Source organism: Peribacillus sp. NPDC096448 (assembly GCF_044762675.1).
Taxonomy (GTDB): Bacteria; Bacillota; Bacilli; order Bacillales; family DSM-1321; genus Peribacillus; species Peribacillus frigoritolerans_B.
The window spans coordinates 445218-466425 of record NZ_JBIWEU010000003.1 but is presented as its reverse complement, the minus strand read 5'-3'; the positions used below and the strand labels follow the sequence as shown (position 1 = coordinate 466425).

Below are 21208 nucleotides of genomic sequence, written 5' to 3'. Positions count from 1 at the left end.
GATTTTAAGAGGAAATGGAGAGAACATCGAGACGTTCCTTTTGGATAGCGAAATAGGATTGGAGGGTTTCCTTTTTCTTTGTGAGAGGGAAGTTCCGGACAGCCGGGGCCACTGCATGATTGCCGTATTTAAGAAGCAAGGTCAACAGCCTGTCCAACTGGCCATATGTATCGTTTCTAATGCGCTCCATATATTCGGCCGCGATCTGTTTATCATCGGTACTTTTCCTTTTTCCTTCTGCCCGGAATTCTTCGGTCACTGTCTTTACACGGGAAATGAGCCATTTTTCGCACCAGTCGTTCAGCACATGGCGGATGTAGTCCGCTTGATGGTACTTATGGAGAATGGGCTCGATATGTTTTGCCATTTCCAATTCATTCACTTCCCGGCGGAAAGCTTTCTCGGAGATGTTTCTATGAAAATGGTCGCGTTCAAGCAGGCTTTTGATGGATTCTGCCTGGTGGGCATACTTGACCATCTGTTCCAATGCTTCATTGTACATGATCTTGCTTAAATAAGCAGAGGCTTGTTTTGGGGCAAGAAGCAACTGCTTATTGGCAGGAAGCGCCTGGCCAAATTTCTTAAGAGAATGGGAATAGACGAAACGTGCTAACTTCTGCAGTTCTTTTTGGATATCATTGGAGATGTTTGTCGCTTCTTGCAGAAATGAACGGAAAATATATTTGCCGACCCGTTCCAATTCCCTGCATACAGAATCATTGATATGCCCAAGGTAGCCAGAGTTAAAAATCGTTCTCCGCAACAAAGTCCGTTCCGCCCTATTTTCCTTATACTGCTCCAAGATGCCTTCGGAAAAGGTGAATACCAGAACTTCTTTCTTTGAAAAAGCCCTGCTCGCAAAAGAAATCGTCACGATATGGCTCAAAGCGTCATGGATTGCATCGACTGCATCCAATAAGCGCTGCCTTGTGAATAGCGAGCTGGAATCAGGAACGATTTCATGATATTCGAATAGTACTTCTTCAGACTTCAAAACAGACATTCGGAAGGCACCCATAAGCAGCAGCCGTTTTCCATGAATCGTCAAGGTTTTGAAAGCATCGCTATAAAAGAAACGGTATTTCTTGCAATAACGGTCCGTCTTCCTGTTATAGCCAAGATTACTTGCAGGACCAAGGTTAAATTTGTATAAAACATCTTCTCCTTGATGAACAGGCACAAACACTTTTTTTAGTGAGCCTTGTGGTGCGGTGAATTTATTGATGATCTGCCTTAAGTACTTTTCTGTCGTTCCGACTCCCCGGGCCATCATATGAAGCGGGCTCTGAATGACCCCGTCCCAATCACTGTGGAGCAAGGCGTACAAACACGTATCGAATTCAGTGGAAGATACATTCCTTAATAGGTATTGGTAAGTTTCTTCATAAATCATAGGCTTCGTCCCCTTTGTCATCCATCCTTTTCTAGAGTCTATATAAACATTAAATCGATAAAAGTAGCATCATTGGAGTAAGTAGGATTGGAAGGCTTTTGACGTTATTTCGATATATTTAAAAAATAGTAAATTAGTTGCACGAAAGTGATAAAATGGGTAAATGGGAACATACATGACAAGGAGAGATATTTCAAACCATGATAATTTCACTGATCGTTTTCATCTTGAAAGGAATTTTAATGAAAATACCATTTGCCATATTGGGACTTTCCTTGATTCCACAGAGATGGACAAACGCAATCACCAAAAAAGATATACCTTTTTTCATTGAACAAGTGCTGCGACTTTTAGTTTCTGCTGCCGTATTGTTTTTCGCCATCGATATCATGCTGCTGGATCTTACTGCCGCTGCATTCTTTTCGAGTTTTGCCATTATTCTAGGGCTCATTCTCATCATCGATTCAAGAATGTATATGTATAGTGCCAGTGAATCTTCAAGAACCCGACGGAATCGGAGGGGAAATGAAGCGGCAAAGCAGCCAAAAACACCTTGGAACGTACATTTCAACAGTTTGATGGGTGTCTTGTTGATTGCCGCAGGGGTCATCATGCTGTTTTACCCGCTCACTTTTGCTGCAGATCTGCATGGATTGGCGAAGGTCGATAAGAAAAAAGAGCTGGAAGAAGTTCAAGATATAAAGACCATGCCGCTCGTTACAGTGAAAATGGCTGACGCAAAAGGCGATGCAGCGATTAATAAAATAGAAAATGCATCATATTTCACTGAAGGCGAATACCGGCTGACCAATATCAATGATGAATTGGCTTATACGTCCCCCATTGAAATGGACGGGTTTTTAAAAGCCGGGAAAGCGGAATACACGCCAGGTTATAATTTGATTTCCGCCGTATCGACGGATAAAGGGGCAAGTACTGTCAAAGGGAAGATGCTGTATGCACCATCACAGTACCTTGATCATGATTTGGAAAGGACCATCCGCAAGGCATATCCGAATAAAATCATCCATGATTCATATTTGGAACCGAATGAAGATGGAGAGCCCTTCTTCGTAGCTTCAGTCGGACATTATTTGAAATACCGCAGCGGTCCCGTAGTGGACGGGGTAGTATTGGTGAATCCGGAAACGGGAGACACGAAATACTATTCAAAAGGAAAAGAACCTAAATGGGTAGATCGGACATTCACATTGGATACAGCCCTGGAATATTGGACTTACTGGGGAAAATATGTTCACGGGTGGAAAAACCAGTCCCTGATTGGGCCGAAGAAAGATGTGCTGATTCCTAATGAGGATAATATGCAAGTAACGTTTAACGAAAAAGGCGAATTGATTTATGTAGTGGACTTTACCCGGGCTAAATCAAAAGGCAACTCCAAAACACTTGTAGGTTATGGTGTTTTCAATGCCAAAACCGGTGAAATGACGTACTATAAAGGCGTCACGTCCGTTCTGACTGGAAAGGAAGCAAAATCCAACGCCAATGCGAGTGAGTTTTTGTCCAAATATCCAGGCTGGAAAGCCACTAATGGAATTTTCTACACGATATACGGTGCTCCCACATATGTGATTCCGGTTACAAAGGGCAGCAAGCTTCAAGGTGTGGCGATCGTTTACGCCAATAGTGATAATCCCCAAGTGGTCTTTGGGAAAACCAAAGACGAAGCTTTCCGCAATTATAAAAAACTGATTGCCTCTTTAGGGAAAGTAAGCGGTGTGACGCCTCAAAAAGGATTTGAAATGAAAGAAATAAAGGGGAAGGTAATGAGGATCAATGATGCCAATCTCCCAAATGGATACGTATTCCATTTAATCGTCGAAGGCAATGCCAAGAGGTTCTCGGTGGACCCTGGTGTCAATGCGTTATCTGATATTGTATTAACGAATGTAGGAGACCGGGTTGTGCTGAAGGTGATGGATATGGAAGAAGACATCGTTCCAGTAGATGAATTCACCAATCTCGACTTACCAAGGAAATAAAGGCATTAAGACGGGCTGGGTGGATACCTGATTGCCAGCTCCGTTATAAGCATGAAAAAAAGCATTGTTATCAGCAATGCTTTTTTTCATATCTTCGAATGATTGTCATTATAAGTCCGATAGATTGAATGAATGGATGGATTCCATATAATATCCTTTTTGAATGACGGCTTTTATTGCAAAGTGCCGATTTATCCGTTTCCGTACCCGGTATAGAAGTGAAGCAATTTCCTCTGCCGTCACAATTTGCTCGGGATCTCCGACTCTCTCTGGCCATACTTGCTGGACTATTTCTTCCTTTGAAATAAGGTTGTCCAAATTTTCATAAAGCAGTTTAAAGCAATTGAATTCCTTTGTCGGCATTTTAATGGGTGCTTCTTCATTGATGATCACGGTCTGAAGGTGCTCATTGATAGCGACGGTTTGCAGGAACTCGGGGTTCACCGGCGTGAAATCCCTTGTTAGATCGTTGTCGATGGAGATCATGAATTCAATCAATCCATTAACCAAAGTGATCGAATCCCCCGGTTCAATGTGACAGGGATGGCCCGGTACGAGCGGCATCTGGTTCACGGAGGTACCGTGTTTGCTTGCCAAATCCTCAATGAGGAGCTGCCCTTCCTCCATATAAATCCGGCAATGTTCCCTGGAAACGAAGTCATTATAAAGCGCAAAATCAGCTTTGGAGTGCTGGCTTGCACGGCCGATCAGCAAGCTTTTCCCTTCAAAAACATAAGCGAATTCCTCGGTTTGGCCTTTGTGCAAGGCCCTTAATACAACCTTGAAAGTTTTATAGATCATTCACTTCATACCCCTTAAAAAGTCTGAATATTTAAATTTTTTTTATGGATTTATCATTTTGGCTACATGGCTGTTTAGCGGGTTCAATTTTATAATTATAAATTATCAGTCGCTTACTTACTAACGAAAAATGAAAAAATACAAATTAGGCACATAGCCATTATAACAAAGTGGGATGAAGGATGAATAAGAAACACTATTTTTGCTGATGTTCGCTTTGACTGTGGGAGGAATGCTTCCTCAAAGGCCGACCAGGCAGCACCGGAAGAAGTTTGCGATGAAAATGTACCTTACGCTTGTGGAAAAGGAGTTGACCAAAGGTGAGTATGTGGAGAGATAGGATAAATGCCTTCAGCATCCTGCTGATGATCATTAGTATGATCGTATATATTATTTTTCCCCAGCCCTTTACCCTCATTCTGTACTGTATATTTGGCATTGCCTTTATCAGCCTGACTTTACTGAATTAAGCATATCCTGTATTGGAAGTGGGATGTGGGAGACGAAAAGGGAAGGAAAAGACAGAAAAAGGTGGGGGAGGCATGCTGAAAACATGAATCCTCCACACGATTAGCAAGTTTCTGTTCACCTGTTTGGGAAAATCATAGATGATATAAAAAAAGCCTGCCGAATCAACGGCAGGCTTCAGACTGTAGACAAATTCGAAGAAAGCGAGTTTGCCTACAGTTTTTTTCTTTGAAAAACGTTCCAGTTGATTTCAGAAATCCGCTCCCTTTCCGCCGACTGTCTGCCAAGCCGCATCAAAGCAAGCGTCTGTGGGGTCTCGTTTAGGCAGTTATTCGGCAGGAGTGTTAATTTCTTCAATCCAATGAGGGTTTTATTTATATAAAAAAGTAAAAAAACATGAAGAATAACCAAGTCTTCTTTAAAATCATGGTTCGGGATGGGAGTTACTCTTTTTAGATAAGTATGAGATTTTTAAACAAGTTCGATAATTTTGTGATCCTTATGCCATTAAAGCGCCCGATCTGGAATATTGAAAAAAAGAGGCCATCCTTTTTTGGACAGCCCCCTTTCCGCTAATTATAAAATTTCTAGCAGAACTCTATATCATTACATTGGTCATCACTTCAGAATGTTACCATCTATACTTCAGAGAAGGTATCTCCAAAATGATTTGGTTTTCAATCTTTGAAAACTATGAGAATACTGCAATTTTACGTGCGATAGATTCGGTTAAACGAGATGCTACTTTTGGAACAGCCCATTTAATAATTGGTGTTAACACCGCACCAGATAATCCGCCTGCATGGATTTCCACCGTACAAGTCATTATTGTTTTACCATTAACATCTTCTGCAGTAAAGTGACCGCTTCCTGTAAAATTATCTGATAAACCTTTTAGTTCAAACTTAATATTTGAAGGTTCATTCCATTCGGTAATATCTACCTGCGCTTGTATTGTTTTTTTAATACCTTTTACACTACCTTCAAATGTCCAAATAGATTGCTTGTCATTTATGATTTCATGTTCTTTATAGGCTGGTACTGTCGTTGCCCATTTTTCGAGATCACTGACATAATCCCAAACTGCTTGTACATCTACTGGAACTACTACAGTATGCGTTCCCGTTGCTATTATGATTCCCACCCTCACTATGTATGAATTGTAACTTTTCATTTCTACAAAAAAATTATTACATAAAAAGCATAAACTTACATCTCTAATTATACATAGCTTTCCTTCTTCCAATCCTCCACAATCCGGCCCTTTAACGGAACAACTCTATTTTCAATCAACCTAAATAAACATCCAAAGGGGTGAAACGTCGCAACTTTTTTGAAATGAAAACATCGTGACTTTATTTCAGATTTACACTTAATAGCTTAGTTGCCAATTATGAAACAAAAGTTTTTTTCATTTTCGTTGACCTATAATAAAACATTAAGGGTGCCTGCTCTTTTCATTCTAAGGGACCGATGAGGGTATTGGCGCTTTAGACAATCGTTTTATTTTAAAACCTGGGAGTTATCATGGATTAAACGCTACTTTAAAAGAGCCATTTTAATGCAGAAACGGTATAATTAATTGGCAGAAGTAGACATTAATATGGACCGCAACTAAGTTTTATCGCGTGTATTAACTGAATCATGAGAGAAAGAACCTTTTATACAAAAGTCACAATTAGAAAAGGAGAAACCATGACTAATGAAACTGGATGGAATTTAGACAATAGCTATGCACGTCTTCCGGAAAAGTTTTTCACGAGCACGGATCCGACTCCTGTACGTTCACCGGGGTTGATCATTCTCAATGAACGTTTGGCTGGATCTCTTGGTTTGGACGTTAAGTCGCTGCAAAGCGAAGATGGCGTGGCGGTGTTTGCCGGAAACGAAATCCCCGAAGGTGCTTCACCTCTTGCCCAAGCTTACGCGGGGCATCAATTCGGTCATTTTAACATGTTAGGTGACGGCCGGGCGATATTGCTTGGCGAGCAGGTGTTGCCAGAAGGCGGGAGGGTCGATATCCAGCTGAAGGGTCCAGGAAGAACGCCATACTCCCGCGGGGGCGATGGCCGGGCTGCACTTGGACCGATGCTGCGCGAATACATCATCAGCGAGGCGATGCACGGGCTCGGCATTCCTACCACCCGCAGTCTGGCAGTGGTGACGACCGGAGAAACGGTAATCCGTGAAACCGGGCTGCCTGGTGCCATCATGACCCGTGTGGCTTCGAGTCATCTTCGTGTCGGAACCTTTCAATTCGCTGCAAAATGGGGCACGATCGAGGAACTCCGGACACTTGCCGATTATGCAATTAAGCGTCATTTTCCAGACATTGAAGCCGATGAAGGCCGTTATCTCTCGCTGCTGCAGGAAGTGGTCAAGCGTCAGGCTGAGCTTATTGCCCAATGGCAGCTGGTTGGCTTCATTCATGGGGTGATGAACACCGACAACATGACGATTAGCGGGGAAACCATCGATTATGGCCCTTGCGCCTTCATGGATGCCTATGACCCTGCAACGGTATTCAGTTCAATTGATAGACAAGGCCGCTATGCCTATGGTAACCAGCCGGTTATTGGAGGATGGAATCTTGCGCGATTCGCTGAATCCCTATTGCCGCTTTTGCATGATGACCAGGATCAGGCCGTTACACTGGCCCAAGATAAGATTTCCGTTTTTAACGATCTGTATCATTCTAATTGGTTAGCGGGAATGAGGGCGAAGTTGGGGATATTCAACGAAGAGAATCAGGATGAAGCCCTTATTAACGGCATCCTCGGTATGATGAAGAAGCATGGTGCCGACTATACCAATACCTTCCGTGCTTTGACCTTTGGTAAAGTGGAGGATACGGTCCTTTCCGGGACACCGGAATTCGCTCAGTGGCAAGAGCTCTGGCAGGCGAGACTGGGCAGGCAGAAGGAGTCGAAAGAATCTTCGAATCAGTTGATGCTGAACAGCAATCCTGCGGTGATCCCACGGAACCACCGGGTGGAAGAGGCATTGGAAGCGGCAGTGGAGCAAGGGGACTACAGCGTGATGGAACGGCTGCTGGATGTTCTTGCAAGTCCTTATGCACACTGCGAGGAACAAGCTGAATACGCCGCACTGCCTGTGTCAACAAAACCTTACCGGACCTTTTGCGGTACCTGAAATTATAAAACATGCATGAGATTATGAAGCAGCTCCCGCGTTTGAAGTCGATTCTTTTCAACTTCAATTGCGGGAGCCATTTTTATGTATTCATGCCATGGCTTAAGCTTTTCATAGCTTTGTTTTCAATTTGTTCTTAATAAGCGTAAGGATCGTACAAATCACTAGGATGGTCAATGAAGCTAATCCACTGAACCATATGCTTTGGAATTCACTTACATGAGGCTGGATGATGTATGAAGCCACAATGGCCAGGACCGCGCTTATCGGTATGTAATCGGCGACTTTTCCTTTGCTGAATACGATAACCAGGATTGGAGCCAGCAGTGCCGAGTATATATTGCCTGAATAAAATAAGAGCTCTAATAGGTTTGGGGAATAGAAGAGTGTAGCAACGAAAACCAATCCTCCAATACAGATCGAAAGCAGGCAGGCCATCCTTATTTTTTGCTGGTCGCTTTTTTTTGTTTGTAATGGTTCAAGAATATTGGCTACGATCAGGCTTACCAATGAATGCAGGCAGGCACCGAATGTTGAGGTGATTGCACTGAAAGCGCAGAGCACAAAAAGGATGAAAAAGAATGGCGTGGTTATTTTGTTTGCCAATCCAGCCAGAATCGAGTGTATATCAGTGAAGCCGCCCGTAAAGATAACCATGATGAACAGGGATGAAAAGGAGAGCGGGAAGATGATCCATATAAGGCCGGATAAAGAGAATGTCAATCGAACCTTTTTCATTTCGATCATGAATAATCTGTGCCATGATGTCAGGTCAAAGAAAAACTGGCCGAACCCGACAAGAAGTCCTGCAAAAAGAAAACTCCATAGATCATATTTATTGATTACGAGCATGTATGGATGGTATAAACGAATCCCATCATAAACAGGCTGGATCCCTTCCTTGACGAAAAAGTATAAAGGAATCAAGATGACTGCGGCAAACATGAAGACGACTTGAAAAGCTGCGAATCCGTGAATGAGCTTTAACCCGCCGAATCCAGCATAAAGGACACAAAAACCGAAAAAAAAGAACAACCCGACATAGAGCGGGGTATCGAAAAGAAACTGACATAGGGTGGACGCGGCCATTCCCTGAATGAATAAAATGTGTAGATTGGTTATGACCAGTATCACGATCAATATCCAATATCCGAGGGGATGGAGCCGGGCTTTTAAATAGTCCCCGATGGTCATGCCCACAGGGAAATCCTGACGGACCCTCGTCCCGATGAAGCTGAACATGAACAGGGCAATCGCTCCCATCAGGGCGTATCCGATCCCTCCGAAAACTCCATACTTCACCATCGATTCGGGGGAGGATAATATTGTGGTGCCTGTCACCCAGCGTGCCAGGAGGGAGATGATCCCTAAACCCATCCCGATTTGAATGGGGCCTTGTACGTATTCTTGAAATGTACGTGATCGCAATGTTCATTTTCCTTTCTCGCGGAACTCCTTGGGCGTGATTCCCTCTATTTTCCGGAATAAAGTGCTGAAATAATGCTGGCTATTGAAACCCGATTTTTCGGCGACGTCTGATATGCTCCAGCTGGTGTTATTGGTTAAGGCCCTTTTTGCGGCCTTTATTCTATAAAGCATTAAATATTCCGAAAAGGAAGTGCCGACTTCTTCATGGAATTTCCTGCTTAAATAAGTCGGGTTGGTATGCACTTCACGGGCGATGTCCGAAAGGGAGAGCTTTTCAGCATAATTTTCATGAATGAATGAAAGCGAATGGTGAATAAGGGTTGAGTAATTATGAGAAGATTCCCTTTTGTCATACTTGGCCAGGACTTTATGCAAATCACTTTCTATTACAGGTTTCGTTAAATAATCAACCACGCCTATCCTGATGGATTGCTGTGCATAATCGAAACTTTGATGCGCGGTCACCATGATGATTTCGACTTCTTTGTTCAGCGCCTTTAAGTCTTCGCCAAATTCAAGCCCCGATCGCCCGGGCAGATTAATATCCAGGAAAGCGAGGTTGATTTTATGATTTTGGTTGAGGGTCAGTGCCTGACAGGCATCAGCAGCTTTGTGAAACTTCCAAAAAGGGTAGATGGACTGAATCATATATTCCATTTGTTCAAGGACCAATGGTTCGTCATCAACTAATAATACATTCATTCCGGCTCCGCCTCCTCCATTTTCTTATCAAAAACCAGTGGCCATGATACCTCTACCTTTGTTCCCGATTCATTAGAAGCTATATTCAATTGTGCACGGTCATTGAAATACAAATATAATCGTTTTTGGATATTATCAAGGCCATGGCCGCCTTCGTCCGTAACGGAAGATTCATTTCCCATCAATCCATTATCCGCCACTTCCAGATATACCATCTGCGATTCCAAGTAGAACCGGATATGCAGCAGGGCTTCACCCACTTTTTTTTCCAAACCGTGTTTAAACGAATTCTCCACCAATGTCTGGAGAATGAAGGGGGGGACCAGTGCGATTGCTAATGGTTCCGGGCACTCCATATCAATCTTGAGCCGATCACCGAAGCGAAGGGTCTGGATGTCGAGATAATGCTGGGTATACTGGATTTCCTGGGAAAGGGGGATCAATGGTTCTGATGCTTTATATTTGAATTTCAGGAATTGCGAAAATGCCTCTAAAGCCCGTATCAATTCAGCCGTCCTGTTCAGGCGGGCCAAGCCCAGTATGACATTTAGTGTATTAAACAAAAAGTGTGGCTGGATTTGCTGGTTCAATTTATTATATTGTGCTTCTTGCAGTGCTTGCTCCAGGCGGATCTCTTTGTTTTTATTTTCAAGAAGATCGATCCTTTTCTCGAATATGAATAGAAATAAAAGAGCGATAGCTCCCATGATGGGAGCTAAAATGAAGAGCATGATAATTAATGTGAATCCCTCGTAACTTAGCATGGAGAACCTCTGCTGGTTATATTTTTAAATAACTTGAATTATTCTGTTTATTAGTATCATACTAAAGACCCCTCCGGAAATCTACAGCTTATGACACAATGTGACAAGCCACTTGATGGTTTTGTGCGGATCGTTTCAGTTCGGGTAGCTGTGTTTTGCAGATATCCTGTACAAAAGGGCACCGTGTATGGAAGCGGCAGCCGTTTGGAGGGTCGATGGGTGAGGGTACATCACCCGTCAATAGGATCCGTTCTCTTTCATGCACAGGATTCGGTACTGGGATGGCCGATAGCAATGCCCTTGTATATGGATGCTGGGGCTGTTCGAAAATGGACTTTTTATCGGCTATCTCGACTATCTTTCCGAGATACATGACCATCACCCTATCCGAGATATGTCTGACCACACCTAAATCATGTGATATGAAAAGAAAGGTAAGGTCGAACTGGCGCTGTAAGGATTTTAATAAATTCAGCACTTGCGCTTGAATGGAGACATCCAGTGCAGAAACAGCTTCGTCACATATGATCAATTTTGGGTCCACTGCAAGAGCCCGCGCAATGCCGATCCGCTGTCTCTGGCCGCCGCTGAATTCATGCGGGTATCTTTCCATGGATTCTGGTCTCAGTCCAACATGTCCCAATAATTCTTCGATCCTGCTCTTTCGTTTTTCTTTAGGAACTACATTTTGTATCGCTAAAGCTTCCCTGAGAATTTGTCCGATGGTCTGTCTCGGGTTAAGGGAGGCAAAAGGATCTTGAAAAATTACTTGCAGGTCCTTCCTGGTACGCCTCATTTCTTTTTTTCCTAAACTCAGTAAATCTTTATCCTGAAAGTGAATGCTCCCGCTTGTCGGTTCATCCAATCTAAGGATTGCCCTTCCGGTAGTCGATTTTCCGCAGCCGGATTCGCCGACTATGCTTAAGGTTTCACCCTGTTTGATATCGAAGGTAATGTCATCAACGGCTTTTACATGATTTATGGTCCTTCCGAAAAATCCGCCCTTGATCGGAAAATATTGTTTCAATTGATCCACTTTAAGCAGAACCGTTTTCTCTGCAGATGGTACACCCATCATTAAACCCCCACCTTCTCTTGAGCGTCATATTCCTTCTCCCATTGGGGGGTGAACATCCAGCAGCTGACCTCGGTGCTTGGGCCGATAGCCTGGAGATCCGGTACGGCTTGTTCACAAATGCTCTTCGCATGTGCACAGCGGGGAGCGAAGCTGCATCCCTTGGGCATGTTGTAAGGACTTGGAACGGTCCCGGGAATTGTAGTCAGTTCTTCCTGGTCCATGTCCAGACGCGGAAGGGAGTTCAATAAACCAATGGTGTAAGGATGTTTTGGGTTTGTGAATATTTCCTTGGCCAAGGTGTATTCAACGATTTTCCCTGCGTACATGACAGCGACCCGATCACAGGTTTCGTATACGACACCCAAATCATGTGTAATCAAAATGACAGCCGTCCCGAAATCCTTTTGCAGCGTCTTGATCAGTTCAAGGATTTGGGCTTGGATCGTCACATCCAGTGCTGTTGTAGGTTCATCCGCTATTAAAACCTCAGGGTGGCAGGCAAGTGCCATGGCAATCATGACCCTTTGCCTCATTCCGCCGCTTAGCTCATGCGGCTCCTGTTTTGCCCTCTTTTCTGGTGAAGGGATGCCGACGAGCCGAAGCATGTCGACCGCTTTATTCCATGCTTCCTTTTTTCCCAGCTTTTGATGGAGCCGGATCGCTTCCGCAATTTGCTCGCCAGCTGGATAGACAGGATTCAATGATGTCATCGGCTCCTGGAATATCATCGAAATTTCATTACCGCGTATGGACCGCATCTGTTTTTCAGTCTTCGTAAGCAGGTCCTCCCCTTTAAAAAGGATGCTGCCACCGGCAATCTTGCCGGGCGGCGATGGAATGAGCCTTAACAATGATAGCGATGTTATACTTTTCCCGCTTCCCGACTCCCCGACGATTCCAAGCGTTTCCCCTTTATTGAGGGAGAAACTGATTCCATTGACTGCTTTACTCGTTCCTTCATCAGTGAAAAAGTGGGTCTGCAGGTTTTTTACCTCCAGTATTTTTTCATCAACCTTCTTCATCATCATACCTCCTTAGTTCAAGTCTATTCTTTTGTTAAAGTATCGATAGAGGACATCCACTGCCAAATTCATGAATACGAAGATGACGGAAGCGATGAGGACCCCGCCTTGGACCATCGGCAAATCCCTCGTTCTGATTGCATCGACTATCAATCTCCCAAGTCCATTGATGGCAAAAACGGACTCTGTCAATACCGTACCGCCAAGGAGTGCACCGAACTGGAGGCCAACGACTGTAATGACGGGGATAAGCGCATTTTTCAGGCCGTGTTTATAAATGATGATATGTTCTTTCAATCCCTTGGCTCTTGCGGTCCGGATGTAGTCCTGGCGAACGACTTCAAGCATGCTCGACCTGGTCATCCTGGCAACGATGGCCGCTCCGCCGGCCCCAAGGGTTATGGCTGGGAGAATCATGTGGCTGAAAGTTCCCCAACCTGAAACCGGAAACAATTGAAGGTTCACGGAAAAGAAGTAGATAAGCATGAGGCCCAGCCAAAAACTAGGTAACGAGATTCCCAATAAAGCAACGATCATGATGGAAATGTCAGCTGCCGAGTATTGCTTGGTAGCCGAGATGATTCCTGCGATCATTCCAAGTACTACGGTTATGAATATGCTGGCAAGTGCCAGTTCAAGGGTGATGGGCAAGCGGACCATGATCTCGTCCAAAACCGGGCGGCTGCTGCGGAGTGATTCCCCAAAGTCACCTTGAACGGCATGAAGGACATAGTCAACGTACTGATAGAGGATTGGACGATCCAAGCCAAGCTCATGCCGCAGCGATTCAATCGTTTCTTTAGTTGCTCCTTCACCTGCAAGCAGTGTTGCCGGATCTCCCGGGACCATTTGCATGATGAGGAAAACAACAAGACTTACTCCCAGTAAAACCGGTATCGTTTGAAGCACCCGTCGGATAATGAATACGAACATTTTCTCTCCTCCTTATTTTTTCATTCTTGGATCCAGGGCATCTCTAAGTCCATCCCCGAAGATGTTGAAACCAAGTACCAGTGTTGATATCGCTATTCCCGGAAACAAAGCGATGTGCGGGGCGCTGAACAAATAATCCCGGCCGCTGCTCAGCATCGCTCCCCATTCTGGTGAGGGCGGCTGGGCTCCCAGTCCCAGGAATGACAATCCGGCTGCCGACAGAATGGCCGTTGCCAGGCGTAATGTAGCTTGAACGATGACGGGTGATAGAATATTCGGAAAAATATGTTTGCATATGATCGTGAAGTCAGTCGCTCCCAATGCACGAATGGCATCGATATATTCCAGCTTCCTGACTGACAATGTGGAACCGCGTACAATCCGGGCAAACATCGGTATCGAAAAGACGCCGACCGCTACCATTACATTGATTAAACTTGGACCAAGGGCACTAATGATGGCAAGAGCAAGCAGTATTCCCGGGAAAGCCAGCAGAACATCGACAATCCTCATAATGACGGTATCGATCCATTTTCCGTAATAACCAGCTGTTAACCCGAGGAGTATGCCAATGAACGCCCCGAAGAATACAGAGACAAACCCAACCGTTAATGAAAGCCGTGTTCCATATAATAATCTGCTTAAAATATCCCTTCCCTTATCATCCGTACCCATCCAATGTTCGGCTGACGGAGGCTGGAGTTTATTGACCAAATCAATTTCATAGGGATGCTGAGGTGAGATCAAAGGTGCAAAGATAGCCAATAAAATATAAAAAAGTACGATGTACCCGCCTACCAATGCCAATTTATTTCGCTTGAATTTTTTATAAAAGGCTTTCCAGTGTCTTAGTTTCGGAGATTTTCTTTCCTTTACATTCAATTCGGTATTATTAATGACGACCTCTGGCTTCATTGGACTTCCTCCTTTTCTTTCATTCAATTTATTCAAAAAAGGTATTGAAGTAAATATGATGCGGAAAAGCAGTAAAGATAATTAAAAAATGAGTAAAGATTCTGAAAATATAAAATTCGGTTTTTTTTTATAATTTACAGTAAGCCCGATGTACTCATAGCTGTAAGTTACTTGGAGAAACAAAGGCAGGTTGAAAAGGGAGGAAATAGAATGAGAAAAGGTATGATTGGGTTGCTTTTTGCTTCTTTATTAGGCATCTCATCCGTTTTATCAGGGTGTGCAACAGAGGAAACCGGCAGTAAGGAAACAGTAGAAAAAGCGAAAGAAGGAGGTACGCTGGTCGTTGCGCGATTATCTGACGCGACCACCCTTGATCCCCATTTCATAACAGACATTCCATCTGCAAACGTTGTTTATGAAAAGGTTTATCAAACATTGGTCGTTCCTGACAAAAACATGAATCCTAAACCGCTGCTCGCAAAAGAGTGGAAACAACTGGATGATGTCACTTGGGAGTTTAAATTGCAGGAGGGAGTCAAATTCCATGATGGAGCTCCATTCAATGCCGAAGCGGTGAAAACCAATTTCGAAAGGATACTGGATCCGGCAATAGCTTCGCCGCAGGCTGGTAAATTGGAAATGATCAAAGAAATTAAAGTGATTGACGAAACGACCGTACAATTCAAGCTGAAATATCCTTATGCTCCGCTGTTATCGATTTTGGTAAGTAATGAAGGAAGCATCATCAGCCCTAAGGCCATTAAGGAAAATAGTGACAAACTGGGTCAAAACCCCGTTGGGACAGGGCCATTCGTTTTTAAATCTTGGAAACCTGGCGAAGAAATCGCACTTTCGAAAAACAAGGACTATTGGGGGGATAAGCCTAAGATAGATGGGGTGGTATTCAAGGTTGTCCCTGAAGATGCCACGAGGATTGCGATGATTGAAACGGGTGAAGCGCATGTGACCGATCAAGTGCCGGTGACGGAGATTGATCGGATCGAAGCGTCGGGCACGATGGATTTATATCGCACGGAAGGACTTGCCGTTGAATACTTAAGCTTCAATGTTAAGAAAAAACCATTTGATGATGTAAGGGTCCGTAAGGCGGTCGCTCATGCCATCGAGGTCGATTCCATTATCAAAGGGGTTTATAACGACGTCGGTACGAGGGCGAATTCAACAATGAGCCCAAAGGTGTTTGGTTATGATCCGGATATAAAGGGCTACGACTATGATATTAATGAATCGAAGAAGCTCTTGACTGAAGCGGGGGTCAAGGATGGTTTGGAGTTTACACTGACGACGAGTGACCGTAAGGAAAGGATCAATATGGCCGAGGTGATTCAATCCCAGTTAAAAGGAATTGGAATTAAGGTCAAGATTCAAGTCCTTGAGTATGGGGCTTACATTGACGCGACAGCCAAGGGCGAGCACCAGGTATCGATAGGCGGCTGGGGCAACGCTACCGGGGATGGAGATTATAATCAATTCAATCTTTTCAATAGCAAATCCCAAGGTGCTGCGGGAAATAGTTCATTCTATAGCAACCCGGAAGTGGATAAATTGATTGAAAGTGCACGCAAAGAATCGGATGGCGATAAACGTAAGGAGCTATATTCGAAGGCACAAGCAATTGAAAGAGAAGAAGTTCCATATGTTCCTATCCGTAACTATGAACACTTGGCCGTATATGGCGGGACGGTTAAAGGACTTTGGCTGAATCCGGCAAATTATTTAATGCTTGATGATGTAACCGTGAAGTAGGAATTCATCACAAAAGGAAGGCAGCATAAGGATGTTATGCTGTCTTCTCAATTAGGAGGGGAAATTATGATAGATATACTGCTAATCCATGGGACCGTCATTACCATGGATCAAAACAGGAGAATTCTGCCCGATGGCGCCGTCGCCATACATCAAGGAAGGATTTTAGCCGTAGATTCGACCGAAAAACTGAAATGGAAGTATGAGGCTGTAAAAGTCATCGATTGCAGCCATCAATGCATATTGCCTGGATTGATAGATGTTCATGGGCATGGGGGGCATTCCATGTTCAAAACGATCGCAATGGAGAATATTGATTTTTGGATGCCCATCATGACGAATGCGTACAAGCATTTTGTTACAGATGACTTTTGGTATTACGAAGGAAAGCTATCCTCCCTTGAGAGATTAAAGGCTGGCGTGACGACTGGGGTGAGCGTATTAGGATCCATGCCGCGGTCCGATGAACCGATTTTCGCCATCAATCATGCAAAAGCATACGCCGAGGTTGGAATCAGGGAAGTGGTATGCACGGGTCCTTGCAATCCTCCATGGCCCCATTCATTCAGCCGGTGGATCGATGGAAAGAGAGTGGTAAAGGAAGTTTCCTATGAAGAAGTATTACAGGGGGCGGAAGCTGTAATCGAGGCGCTGAACCATGCAAATGAGGACCGCACGAGAGCCTTCATTACACCATTTGTCATCGTTACATCAGTGGATCCCTCCAATCCCACATCTCCTGACAGGCTTTATGGGCTGAATGACCATGACCTTTATCAAGCGAAGAAAATAAGGGAGATTGCCAGGAAGTATAATACACGCATTCACTCTGATGCCTTTGGCGGGATGATTCATTTAGCGATACAGGATAAGGAAAATGCCCTCTTGGGACCGGATGTCCATTTACAGCACTGTCGGGGCATTTCCTTCGATGAGGCAAGAATACTTGCAGAAACAGGTACCAACGTCAGTGCATCACCTGGATTTGGCCAGGTTCATGCCCGTACCCCGATAACTGAATTATTGGAGATGGGGGCAACTGTGGCAATCTCCACGGATGGGACTTCCCCTTCCACAAGTTTCGATATGTTTCAGGCAATGAGGAAAACACAGTTTGTTCACCAGGCCGCCCTTAGGGACTACTATTATTTACCGCCAGGCAAGCTGTTGGAAATGATCACGATAGATGCTGCGAAATGCATTGGCTGGGATGATGAAATAGGCTCCCTTGAAATCGGGAAAAAAGCGGATGTCATTACGGTCAACCTGCATCAGCCTCATCTGACCCCTGAATTCATGCATGTTCACAGGCTTGTATTTCAAGCAGTGGCGAATGATGTGGAGCATGTCATCGTGGATGGGAAATTGATCATGGAAGGGAGGAATGTACAGACGGTCCATGAAAGTACAGTTCTGGACGAAGCGAATGAGGAGGCCTTTTCAACGATAAAGCGTGCGGGGCTCGAAAAATATATGCAACCGACGAAATATTTCTGGGGCCATGCCAGGGCATATGTAGATGAAAAGCGATATGACGAACGCGAAGACACTGCCGTGATGGGGAAAGGGGAATAAGATGAAAACCAAACTTAAAGGAAGATATGTAATTGGGTATGATGGGTGCGATCATGTCATTTTGGAAAACGCCGAGATCGTTTATGAAAAAGACACGATTTTGTATGTTGGAAAAAATTATCCAGAAGAAGTGGACGAGGTAATGGATGCCGGTAACGCGATTATCAGTCCCGGTTTCATAGATTTAAATGCATTAGGGGACATTGACCATGATATTTTACATTTTGAAGCCGGTGCCGACAGACAGAAAAACCTTCTTTGGTCAGAGAATTATATCAAAAGCGGACATTCTGAATTAATGACCGAGGAAGAAGAAGCTTTTAAATCACTATATGCTTATTCACAGCTCATACTTCATGGCGTGACGACGGCGATGCCCATTACTTCCGTCTTTTATAAAAGCTGGGCTGAAACCTATGATGAATTGGCAGCTGCGGCAGAACATGCCGCTGGATTGGGGTTAAGGATTTACCTTGGACCGAGTTTCCAATCAGGAATGAGAGCCGTCCAGCCAAACGGGGAAATTAAACTGCATTGGGATGAAAAAGCTGGTGAAGCGGGGTTACGGAAAGCGGTCGAGTTTGTAGAAAAATTCGATGGAGCCCATGAAGGCATGGTTAGAGGGATGCTTGCTCCAGAACGTATAGAGTCCCAAACGGCAGATCAATTAAAACAGATTAAATATTATAGTGAAAAATTGGATGTACCCATAAAGCTTCATGCTGCACAAGGAAGTTTTGAATTCAACACCATCTGGGAAGCCCATCATGTTACACCGATCAGATATTTGTACGACCTTGGCTTTCTCGGTCCAAGAACAGGGATCCCGCACGCCCACTTTATTTCAGGATATAGTAAAGCGAAATACGGACAGGGTGATGACTTGGCGCTGCTTGCTGAAACGGATACAACGGTGATTCATTGCCCGCTGATCATCGGGAGGCATGGGGAGGCTTTAGAGTCTTTTGCCAAATATAAACGGGCTGGGATCAATATAGCCCTTGGAACGGACACATTCCCTCCGGATATGTTCCAGAACGTCAGGACAGGCAGCATGCTCTCACGGCTGGCGGAAGGAGAAACGGAAGGCTCTGTCTATGCCGATTTCTTTCGGTCAGCCACACTTGATGCGGCAGCTTTTCTTGGCAGGAACGATTTGGGTCGCATCGCAGCGGGGGCCAAGGCGGATATCATCGCGATTGACTTGGACGGTTTCCATATGGGGGTAATCGATGATCCGATTCGAACCATGTTCGTAAGCGGGTCTGGGAGGGACGTTAAATTATCGATCATCAATGGAAAGGTAGTCATGAAGGATCAAATAATCCCCGATCTTGATTTAACGGAAATCAAATATAAGGGGCAGCAATATTTTAATAAGATGAGAAGAGGATATATGGAAAGGGATTATCAGGAGCTTCCCGAAAAAGAATTGTTTAAGCCATCATTCAAGGTCGTGGAATCGATAAGCGATACAGAAGCCATTTGTGAAAACAAGTAAAGAAAATGAAAAACATAGTAAAGATATTCGAAAAAAATAGTCAGAATATTTCCTATAATTAGATAAATATTCAAAAAATGAAATTGGGAGGTAGAAGACCATGGGGTTAAAACGTGGGGCAGGAAAGCTTTTTCTAGTCATGATCATGGCTATCATCATTACAGGCTGTTCTTCTAACAATGACGTAAGCACAACAGAAAGTGATCCGAACAGAGCATCAAACGAAGGGGGTACATTGGTTATTGCCCGCTTATCCGACGCCGAGAATTTGGATCAGCAGTTCATGTCCACGATTAACGCCGCTAGCGTCACTCACCATAAAGTCTATGAAGGTCTTGTACAACGGGATGAGAATAGTGAGATACAGCCAATGCTAGCAGAAAAATGGAAGCAAATAAATGACACGACCTGGGAATTCAAGCTTAGGGAAGGTGTAAAGTTTCATGATGGCACGCCATTTAATGCAGACGCAGTAAAAAAGACGTTTGATCGACTATTGAATCCGAAGGTCGCTTCTCCCAGAGCAGTAGTATTCGATATGGTAAAAGAAGTGAAACCGGTTGATGAATTTACCGTGCAATTCATTCTGAAGGAACCTTTTTCCCCTCTCCTTTCCATATTGGCGAATCACGAAGGCGGAATCATCAGTCCGGAAACGATTGAAAAGTATGGCAAAAAGATTATCCAGGAACCGAATGGAACCGGTCCTTTCGTTTTTGATTCATGGTCCCCAGGCCAGGAAATCACATTGACGAAAAACGACAGCTATTGGGGAGACGAGCCAAAAGTGGACAAGGTCATCTTCAAGGTCGTACCGGAAGACTCCACGAGGATATCGATGATAGAAACCGGTGAAGCGCATATCGCCGAGCCTCTTCCTGTAGCTGTCATGGACCAGGTGGAATCATCCCCGGCAATGGATGTTTACCGCAGTGAAGGGTATGGAACCGAATATTTAGGGTTCAATGTCAATAATGAACCGTTCAATGATGTAAGGGTCCGTAAAGCCATCGCCCATGCCATCGAGATGGACTCGATCATCAAGGGTGTCTTCAATAATGTGGGAGTAAAGGCGAACTCCTTGATGGGCTCTAAAGTATTCGGGTACAACGAAGATCTCGAAGCCTATGATTACAATTTAAAAGAAGCGAAGAAACTGATGGCCGAAGCTGGATATTCAAAAGGCTTGGATGCAACCATCCTGACAATGGACAGTAAAGAAAGAGTCAACTTGGCTGAGGTCCTGCAATCCCAACTTAAAGGGATCGGAATTAATTTGAAAGTACAGGTCATGGAGTACGGTTCGTTCGTGGAACAAGTGAATAAAGGACAATCGGAAATGTTCATCATCAGTTGGAGAAACGCGACAGGGGATGCTGATTATAACCAATATAATCTATTTCATACTGATTCACAGGGAGCGGCAGGTAACACATTCTTTTACAGTAATCAAAAAGTTGATCGTTTAATAGATGAAGCCAGGAAGGAAAAAGAAGAAGGGAAACGCAAAGAACTATACGCGGAGGCACAGGAAATCGAAATGGGTGACACCCCGTACATTCCTGTTAGGGTCATAGAAAATGTTGCTGCAGTCGCCAAAGAAGTAAAAGGGTTTTCAATCAGCCCTTCAGGTTATCTGGAGATAAATGACGTAACGATAAAGTGATGGGCAGATAAGGAGAAAGATTTGTAAGCCCTTCCAGGG

16 protein-coding genes are annotated in these 21208 nt (G+C 44.2%); 6 read left to right on the top strand and 10 right to left on the bottom strand.

Annotation, left to right across the window (positions count from 1 at the left end):
• Nucleotides 1-4: 4 nt before the first annotated feature.
• Nucleotides 5-1393, bottom strand: coding sequence for a hypothetical protein (locus ACIQ0C_RS08475; RefSeq protein WP_403058981.1), 1389 nt, complete (start codon nucleotides 1391-1393; stop codon nucleotides 5-7).
• Nucleotides 1394-1593: 200 nt separating this feature from the next.
• Between ACIQ0C_RS08475 and ACIQ0C_RS08470 the strand changes: the two genes are divergently transcribed.
• Nucleotides 1594-3396 carry a hypothetical protein gene (locus ACIQ0C_RS08470; protein ID WP_403058979.1) on the top strand — a complete coding sequence of 601 codons (1803 nt, stop codon included), beginning with the start codon at nucleotides 1594-1596 and terminating at the stop codon, nucleotides 3394-3396.
• A gap of 108 nt (nucleotides 3397-3504) precedes the next feature.
• Here the strand turns inward: ACIQ0C_RS08470 and ACIQ0C_RS08465 are convergent, their stop codons facing one another.
• The gene (locus ACIQ0C_RS08465; RefSeq protein WP_403058977.1) at nucleotides 3505-4197 is read right to left on the bottom strand and encodes an FHA domain-containing protein; all 693 of its coding nucleotides are present in this window, start codon (nucleotides 4195-4197) and stop codon (nucleotides 3505-3507) included.
• Between the two features lie 1159 nt (nucleotides 4198-5356).
• Nucleotides 5357-5911 (bottom strand): SRPBCC family protein, encoded by a 555-nt coding sequence (locus tag ACIQ0C_RS08460; RefSeq protein WP_403058975.1) that lies wholly within the window; start codon nucleotides 5909-5911, stop codon nucleotides 5357-5359.
• A 449-nt stretch (nucleotides 5912-6360) separates the two neighbouring features.
• Between ACIQ0C_RS08460 and ACIQ0C_RS08455 the strand changes: the two genes are divergently transcribed.
• A complete protein-coding gene (locus ACIQ0C_RS08455; RefSeq protein ID WP_403058973.1) occupies nucleotides 6361-7818 on the top strand; it encodes a protein adenylyltransferase SelO in 1458 nt (485 codons plus the stop codon).
• A gap of 111 nt (nucleotides 7819-7929) precedes the next feature.
• On the opposite strand, the gene ACIQ0C_RS08450 is transcribed toward ACIQ0C_RS08455, so the two are convergent.
• The 7 genes from ACIQ0C_RS08450 to nikC all read right to left on the bottom strand — a co-directional run bounded on the left by ACIQ0C_RS08450 (nucleotide 7930) and on the right by nikC (nucleotide 14660).
• A complete protein-coding gene (locus ACIQ0C_RS08450) occupies nucleotides 7930-9246 on the bottom strand; it encodes a transporter (RefSeq protein WP_403058971.1) in 1317 nt (438 codons plus the stop codon).
• 3 nt (nucleotides 9247-9249) lie between these two features.
• Entirely contained in the window at nucleotides 9250-9948 is a 699-nt protein-coding gene (locus ACIQ0C_RS08445) for a response regulator transcription factor (protein WP_403058969.1), read from the bottom strand.
• On the bottom strand, nucleotides 9945-10712 hold the full coding sequence (locus ACIQ0C_RS08440; RefSeq protein ID WP_403058967.1) for a sensor histidine kinase: 768 nt from the start codon (nucleotides 10710-10712) through the stop codon (nucleotides 9945-9947). The genes ACIQ0C_RS08445 and ACIQ0C_RS08440 overlap by 4 nt, the downstream gene beginning before the upstream one ends.
• Before the next feature lie 88 nt (nucleotides 10713-10800).
• On the bottom strand, nucleotides 10801-11790 hold the full coding sequence (locus ACIQ0C_RS08435) for an ABC transporter ATP-binding protein (RefSeq protein ID WP_403058965.1): 990 nt from the start codon (nucleotides 11788-11790) through the stop codon (nucleotides 10801-10803).
• Complete coding sequence (locus ACIQ0C_RS08430) at nucleotides 11790-12812, bottom strand: ABC transporter ATP-binding protein (RefSeq protein WP_403058963.1); 1023 nt, start codon at nucleotides 12810-12812, stop codon at nucleotides 11790-11792. Before ACIQ0C_RS08430 ends, ACIQ0C_RS08435 begins: the two co-directional genes overlap by 1 nt.
• Before the next feature lie 12 nt (nucleotides 12813-12824).
• A complete protein-coding gene (nikB, locus tag ACIQ0C_RS08425) occupies nucleotides 12825-13745 on the bottom strand; it encodes a nickel ABC transporter permease (protein WP_402838434.1) in 921 nt (306 codons plus the stop codon).
• A gap of 12 nt (nucleotides 13746-13757) precedes the next feature.
• Nucleotides 13758-14660: a nickel transporter permease gene (gene nikC / locus ACIQ0C_RS08420; RefSeq protein WP_403058961.1), complete on the bottom strand. Its 903-nt coding sequence runs from the start codon at nucleotides 14658-14660 to the stop codon at nucleotides 13758-13760.
• A gap of 210 nt (nucleotides 14661-14870) precedes the next feature.
• Between nikC and ACIQ0C_RS08415 the strand changes: the two genes are divergently transcribed.
• The 4 genes from ACIQ0C_RS08415 to ACIQ0C_RS08400 all read left to right on the top strand — a co-directional run bounded on the left by ACIQ0C_RS08415 (nucleotide 14871) and on the right by ACIQ0C_RS08400 (nucleotide 21169).
• Nucleotides 14871-16427: a glutathione ABC transporter substrate-binding protein gene (locus tag ACIQ0C_RS08415; RefSeq protein ID WP_403058959.1), complete on the top strand. Its 1557-nt coding sequence runs from the start codon at nucleotides 14871-14873 to the stop codon at nucleotides 16425-16427.
• 66 nt (nucleotides 16428-16493) lie between these two features.
• A complete protein-coding gene (locus tag ACIQ0C_RS08410) occupies nucleotides 16494-18002 on the top strand; it encodes an amidohydrolase family protein (protein WP_403058957.1) in 1509 nt (502 codons plus the stop codon).
• A gap of 1 nt (nucleotide 18003) precedes the next feature.
• Nucleotides 18004-19503, top strand: coding sequence for an amidohydrolase family protein (locus tag ACIQ0C_RS08405; protein WP_403058955.1), 1500 nt, complete (start codon nucleotides 18004-18006; stop codon nucleotides 19501-19503).
• Between the two features lie 100 nt (nucleotides 19504-19603).
• Nucleotides 19604-21169 carry a glutathione ABC transporter substrate-binding protein gene (locus ACIQ0C_RS08400; protein ID WP_403058953.1) on the top strand — a complete coding sequence of 522 codons (1566 nt, stop codon included), beginning with the start codon at nucleotides 19604-19606 and terminating at the stop codon, nucleotides 21167-21169.
• The last annotated feature ends 39 nt before the right edge of the window (nucleotides 21170-21208 follow it).

Excerpts from the sequence above, each read along its gene's own strand:
- ACIQ0C_RS08430 (WP_403058963.1), bottom strand. The coding sequence starts at position 12,812 with ATGAAGAAGGTTGATGAAAAAATACTGGAGGTAAAAAACCTGCAGACC.
- ACIQ0C_RS08465 (WP_403058977.1), bottom strand. The coding sequence starts at position 4,197 with ATGATCTATAAAACTTTCAAGGTTGTATTAAGGGCCTTGCACAAAGGC.
- ACIQ0C_RS08440 (WP_403058967.1), bottom strand. The coding sequence starts at position 10,712 with ATGCTAAGTTACGAGGGATTCACATTAATTATCATGCTCTTCATTTTA.
- ACIQ0C_RS08455 (WP_403058973.1), top strand. The coding sequence starts at position 6,361 with ATGACTAATGAAACTGGATGGAATTTAGACAATAGCTATGCACGTCTT.
- ACIQ0C_RS08400 (WP_403058953.1), top strand. The coding sequence starts at position 19,604 with ATGGGGTTAAAACGTGGGGCAGGAAAGCTTTTTCTAGTCATGATCATG.
- ACIQ0C_RS08445 (WP_403058969.1), bottom strand. The coding sequence starts at position 9,948 with ATGAATGTATTATTAGTTGATGACGAACCATTGGTCCTTGAACAAATG.
- nikC (WP_403058961.1), bottom strand. The coding sequence starts at position 14,660 with ATGAAGCCAGAGGTCGTCATTAATAATACCGAATTGAATGTAAAGGAA.
- ACIQ0C_RS08435 (WP_403058965.1), bottom strand. The coding sequence starts at position 11,790 with ATGATGGGTGTACCATCTGCAGAGAAAACGGTTCTGCTTAAAGTGGAT.
- ACIQ0C_RS08410 (WP_403058957.1), top strand. The coding sequence starts at position 16,494 with ATGATAGATATACTGCTAATCCATGGGACCGTCATTACCATGGATCAA.
- ACIQ0C_RS08405 (WP_403058955.1), top strand. The coding sequence starts at position 18,004 with ATGAAAACCAAACTTAAAGGAAGATATGTAATTGGGTATGATGGGTGC.
- ACIQ0C_RS08475 (WP_403058981.1), bottom strand. The coding sequence starts at position 1,393 with ATGATTTATGAAGAAACTTACCAATACCTATTAAGGAATGTATCTTCC.
- nikB (WP_402838434.1), bottom strand. The coding sequence starts at position 13,745 with ATGTTCGTATTCATTATCCGACGGGTGCTTCAAACGATACCGGTTTTA.
- ACIQ0C_RS08470 (WP_403058979.1), top strand. The coding sequence starts at position 1,594 with ATGATAATTTCACTGATCGTTTTCATCTTGAAAGGAATTTTAATGAAA.
- ACIQ0C_RS08415 (WP_403058959.1), top strand. The coding sequence starts at position 14,871 with ATGAGAAAAGGTATGATTGGGTTGCTTTTTGCTTCTTTATTAGGCATC.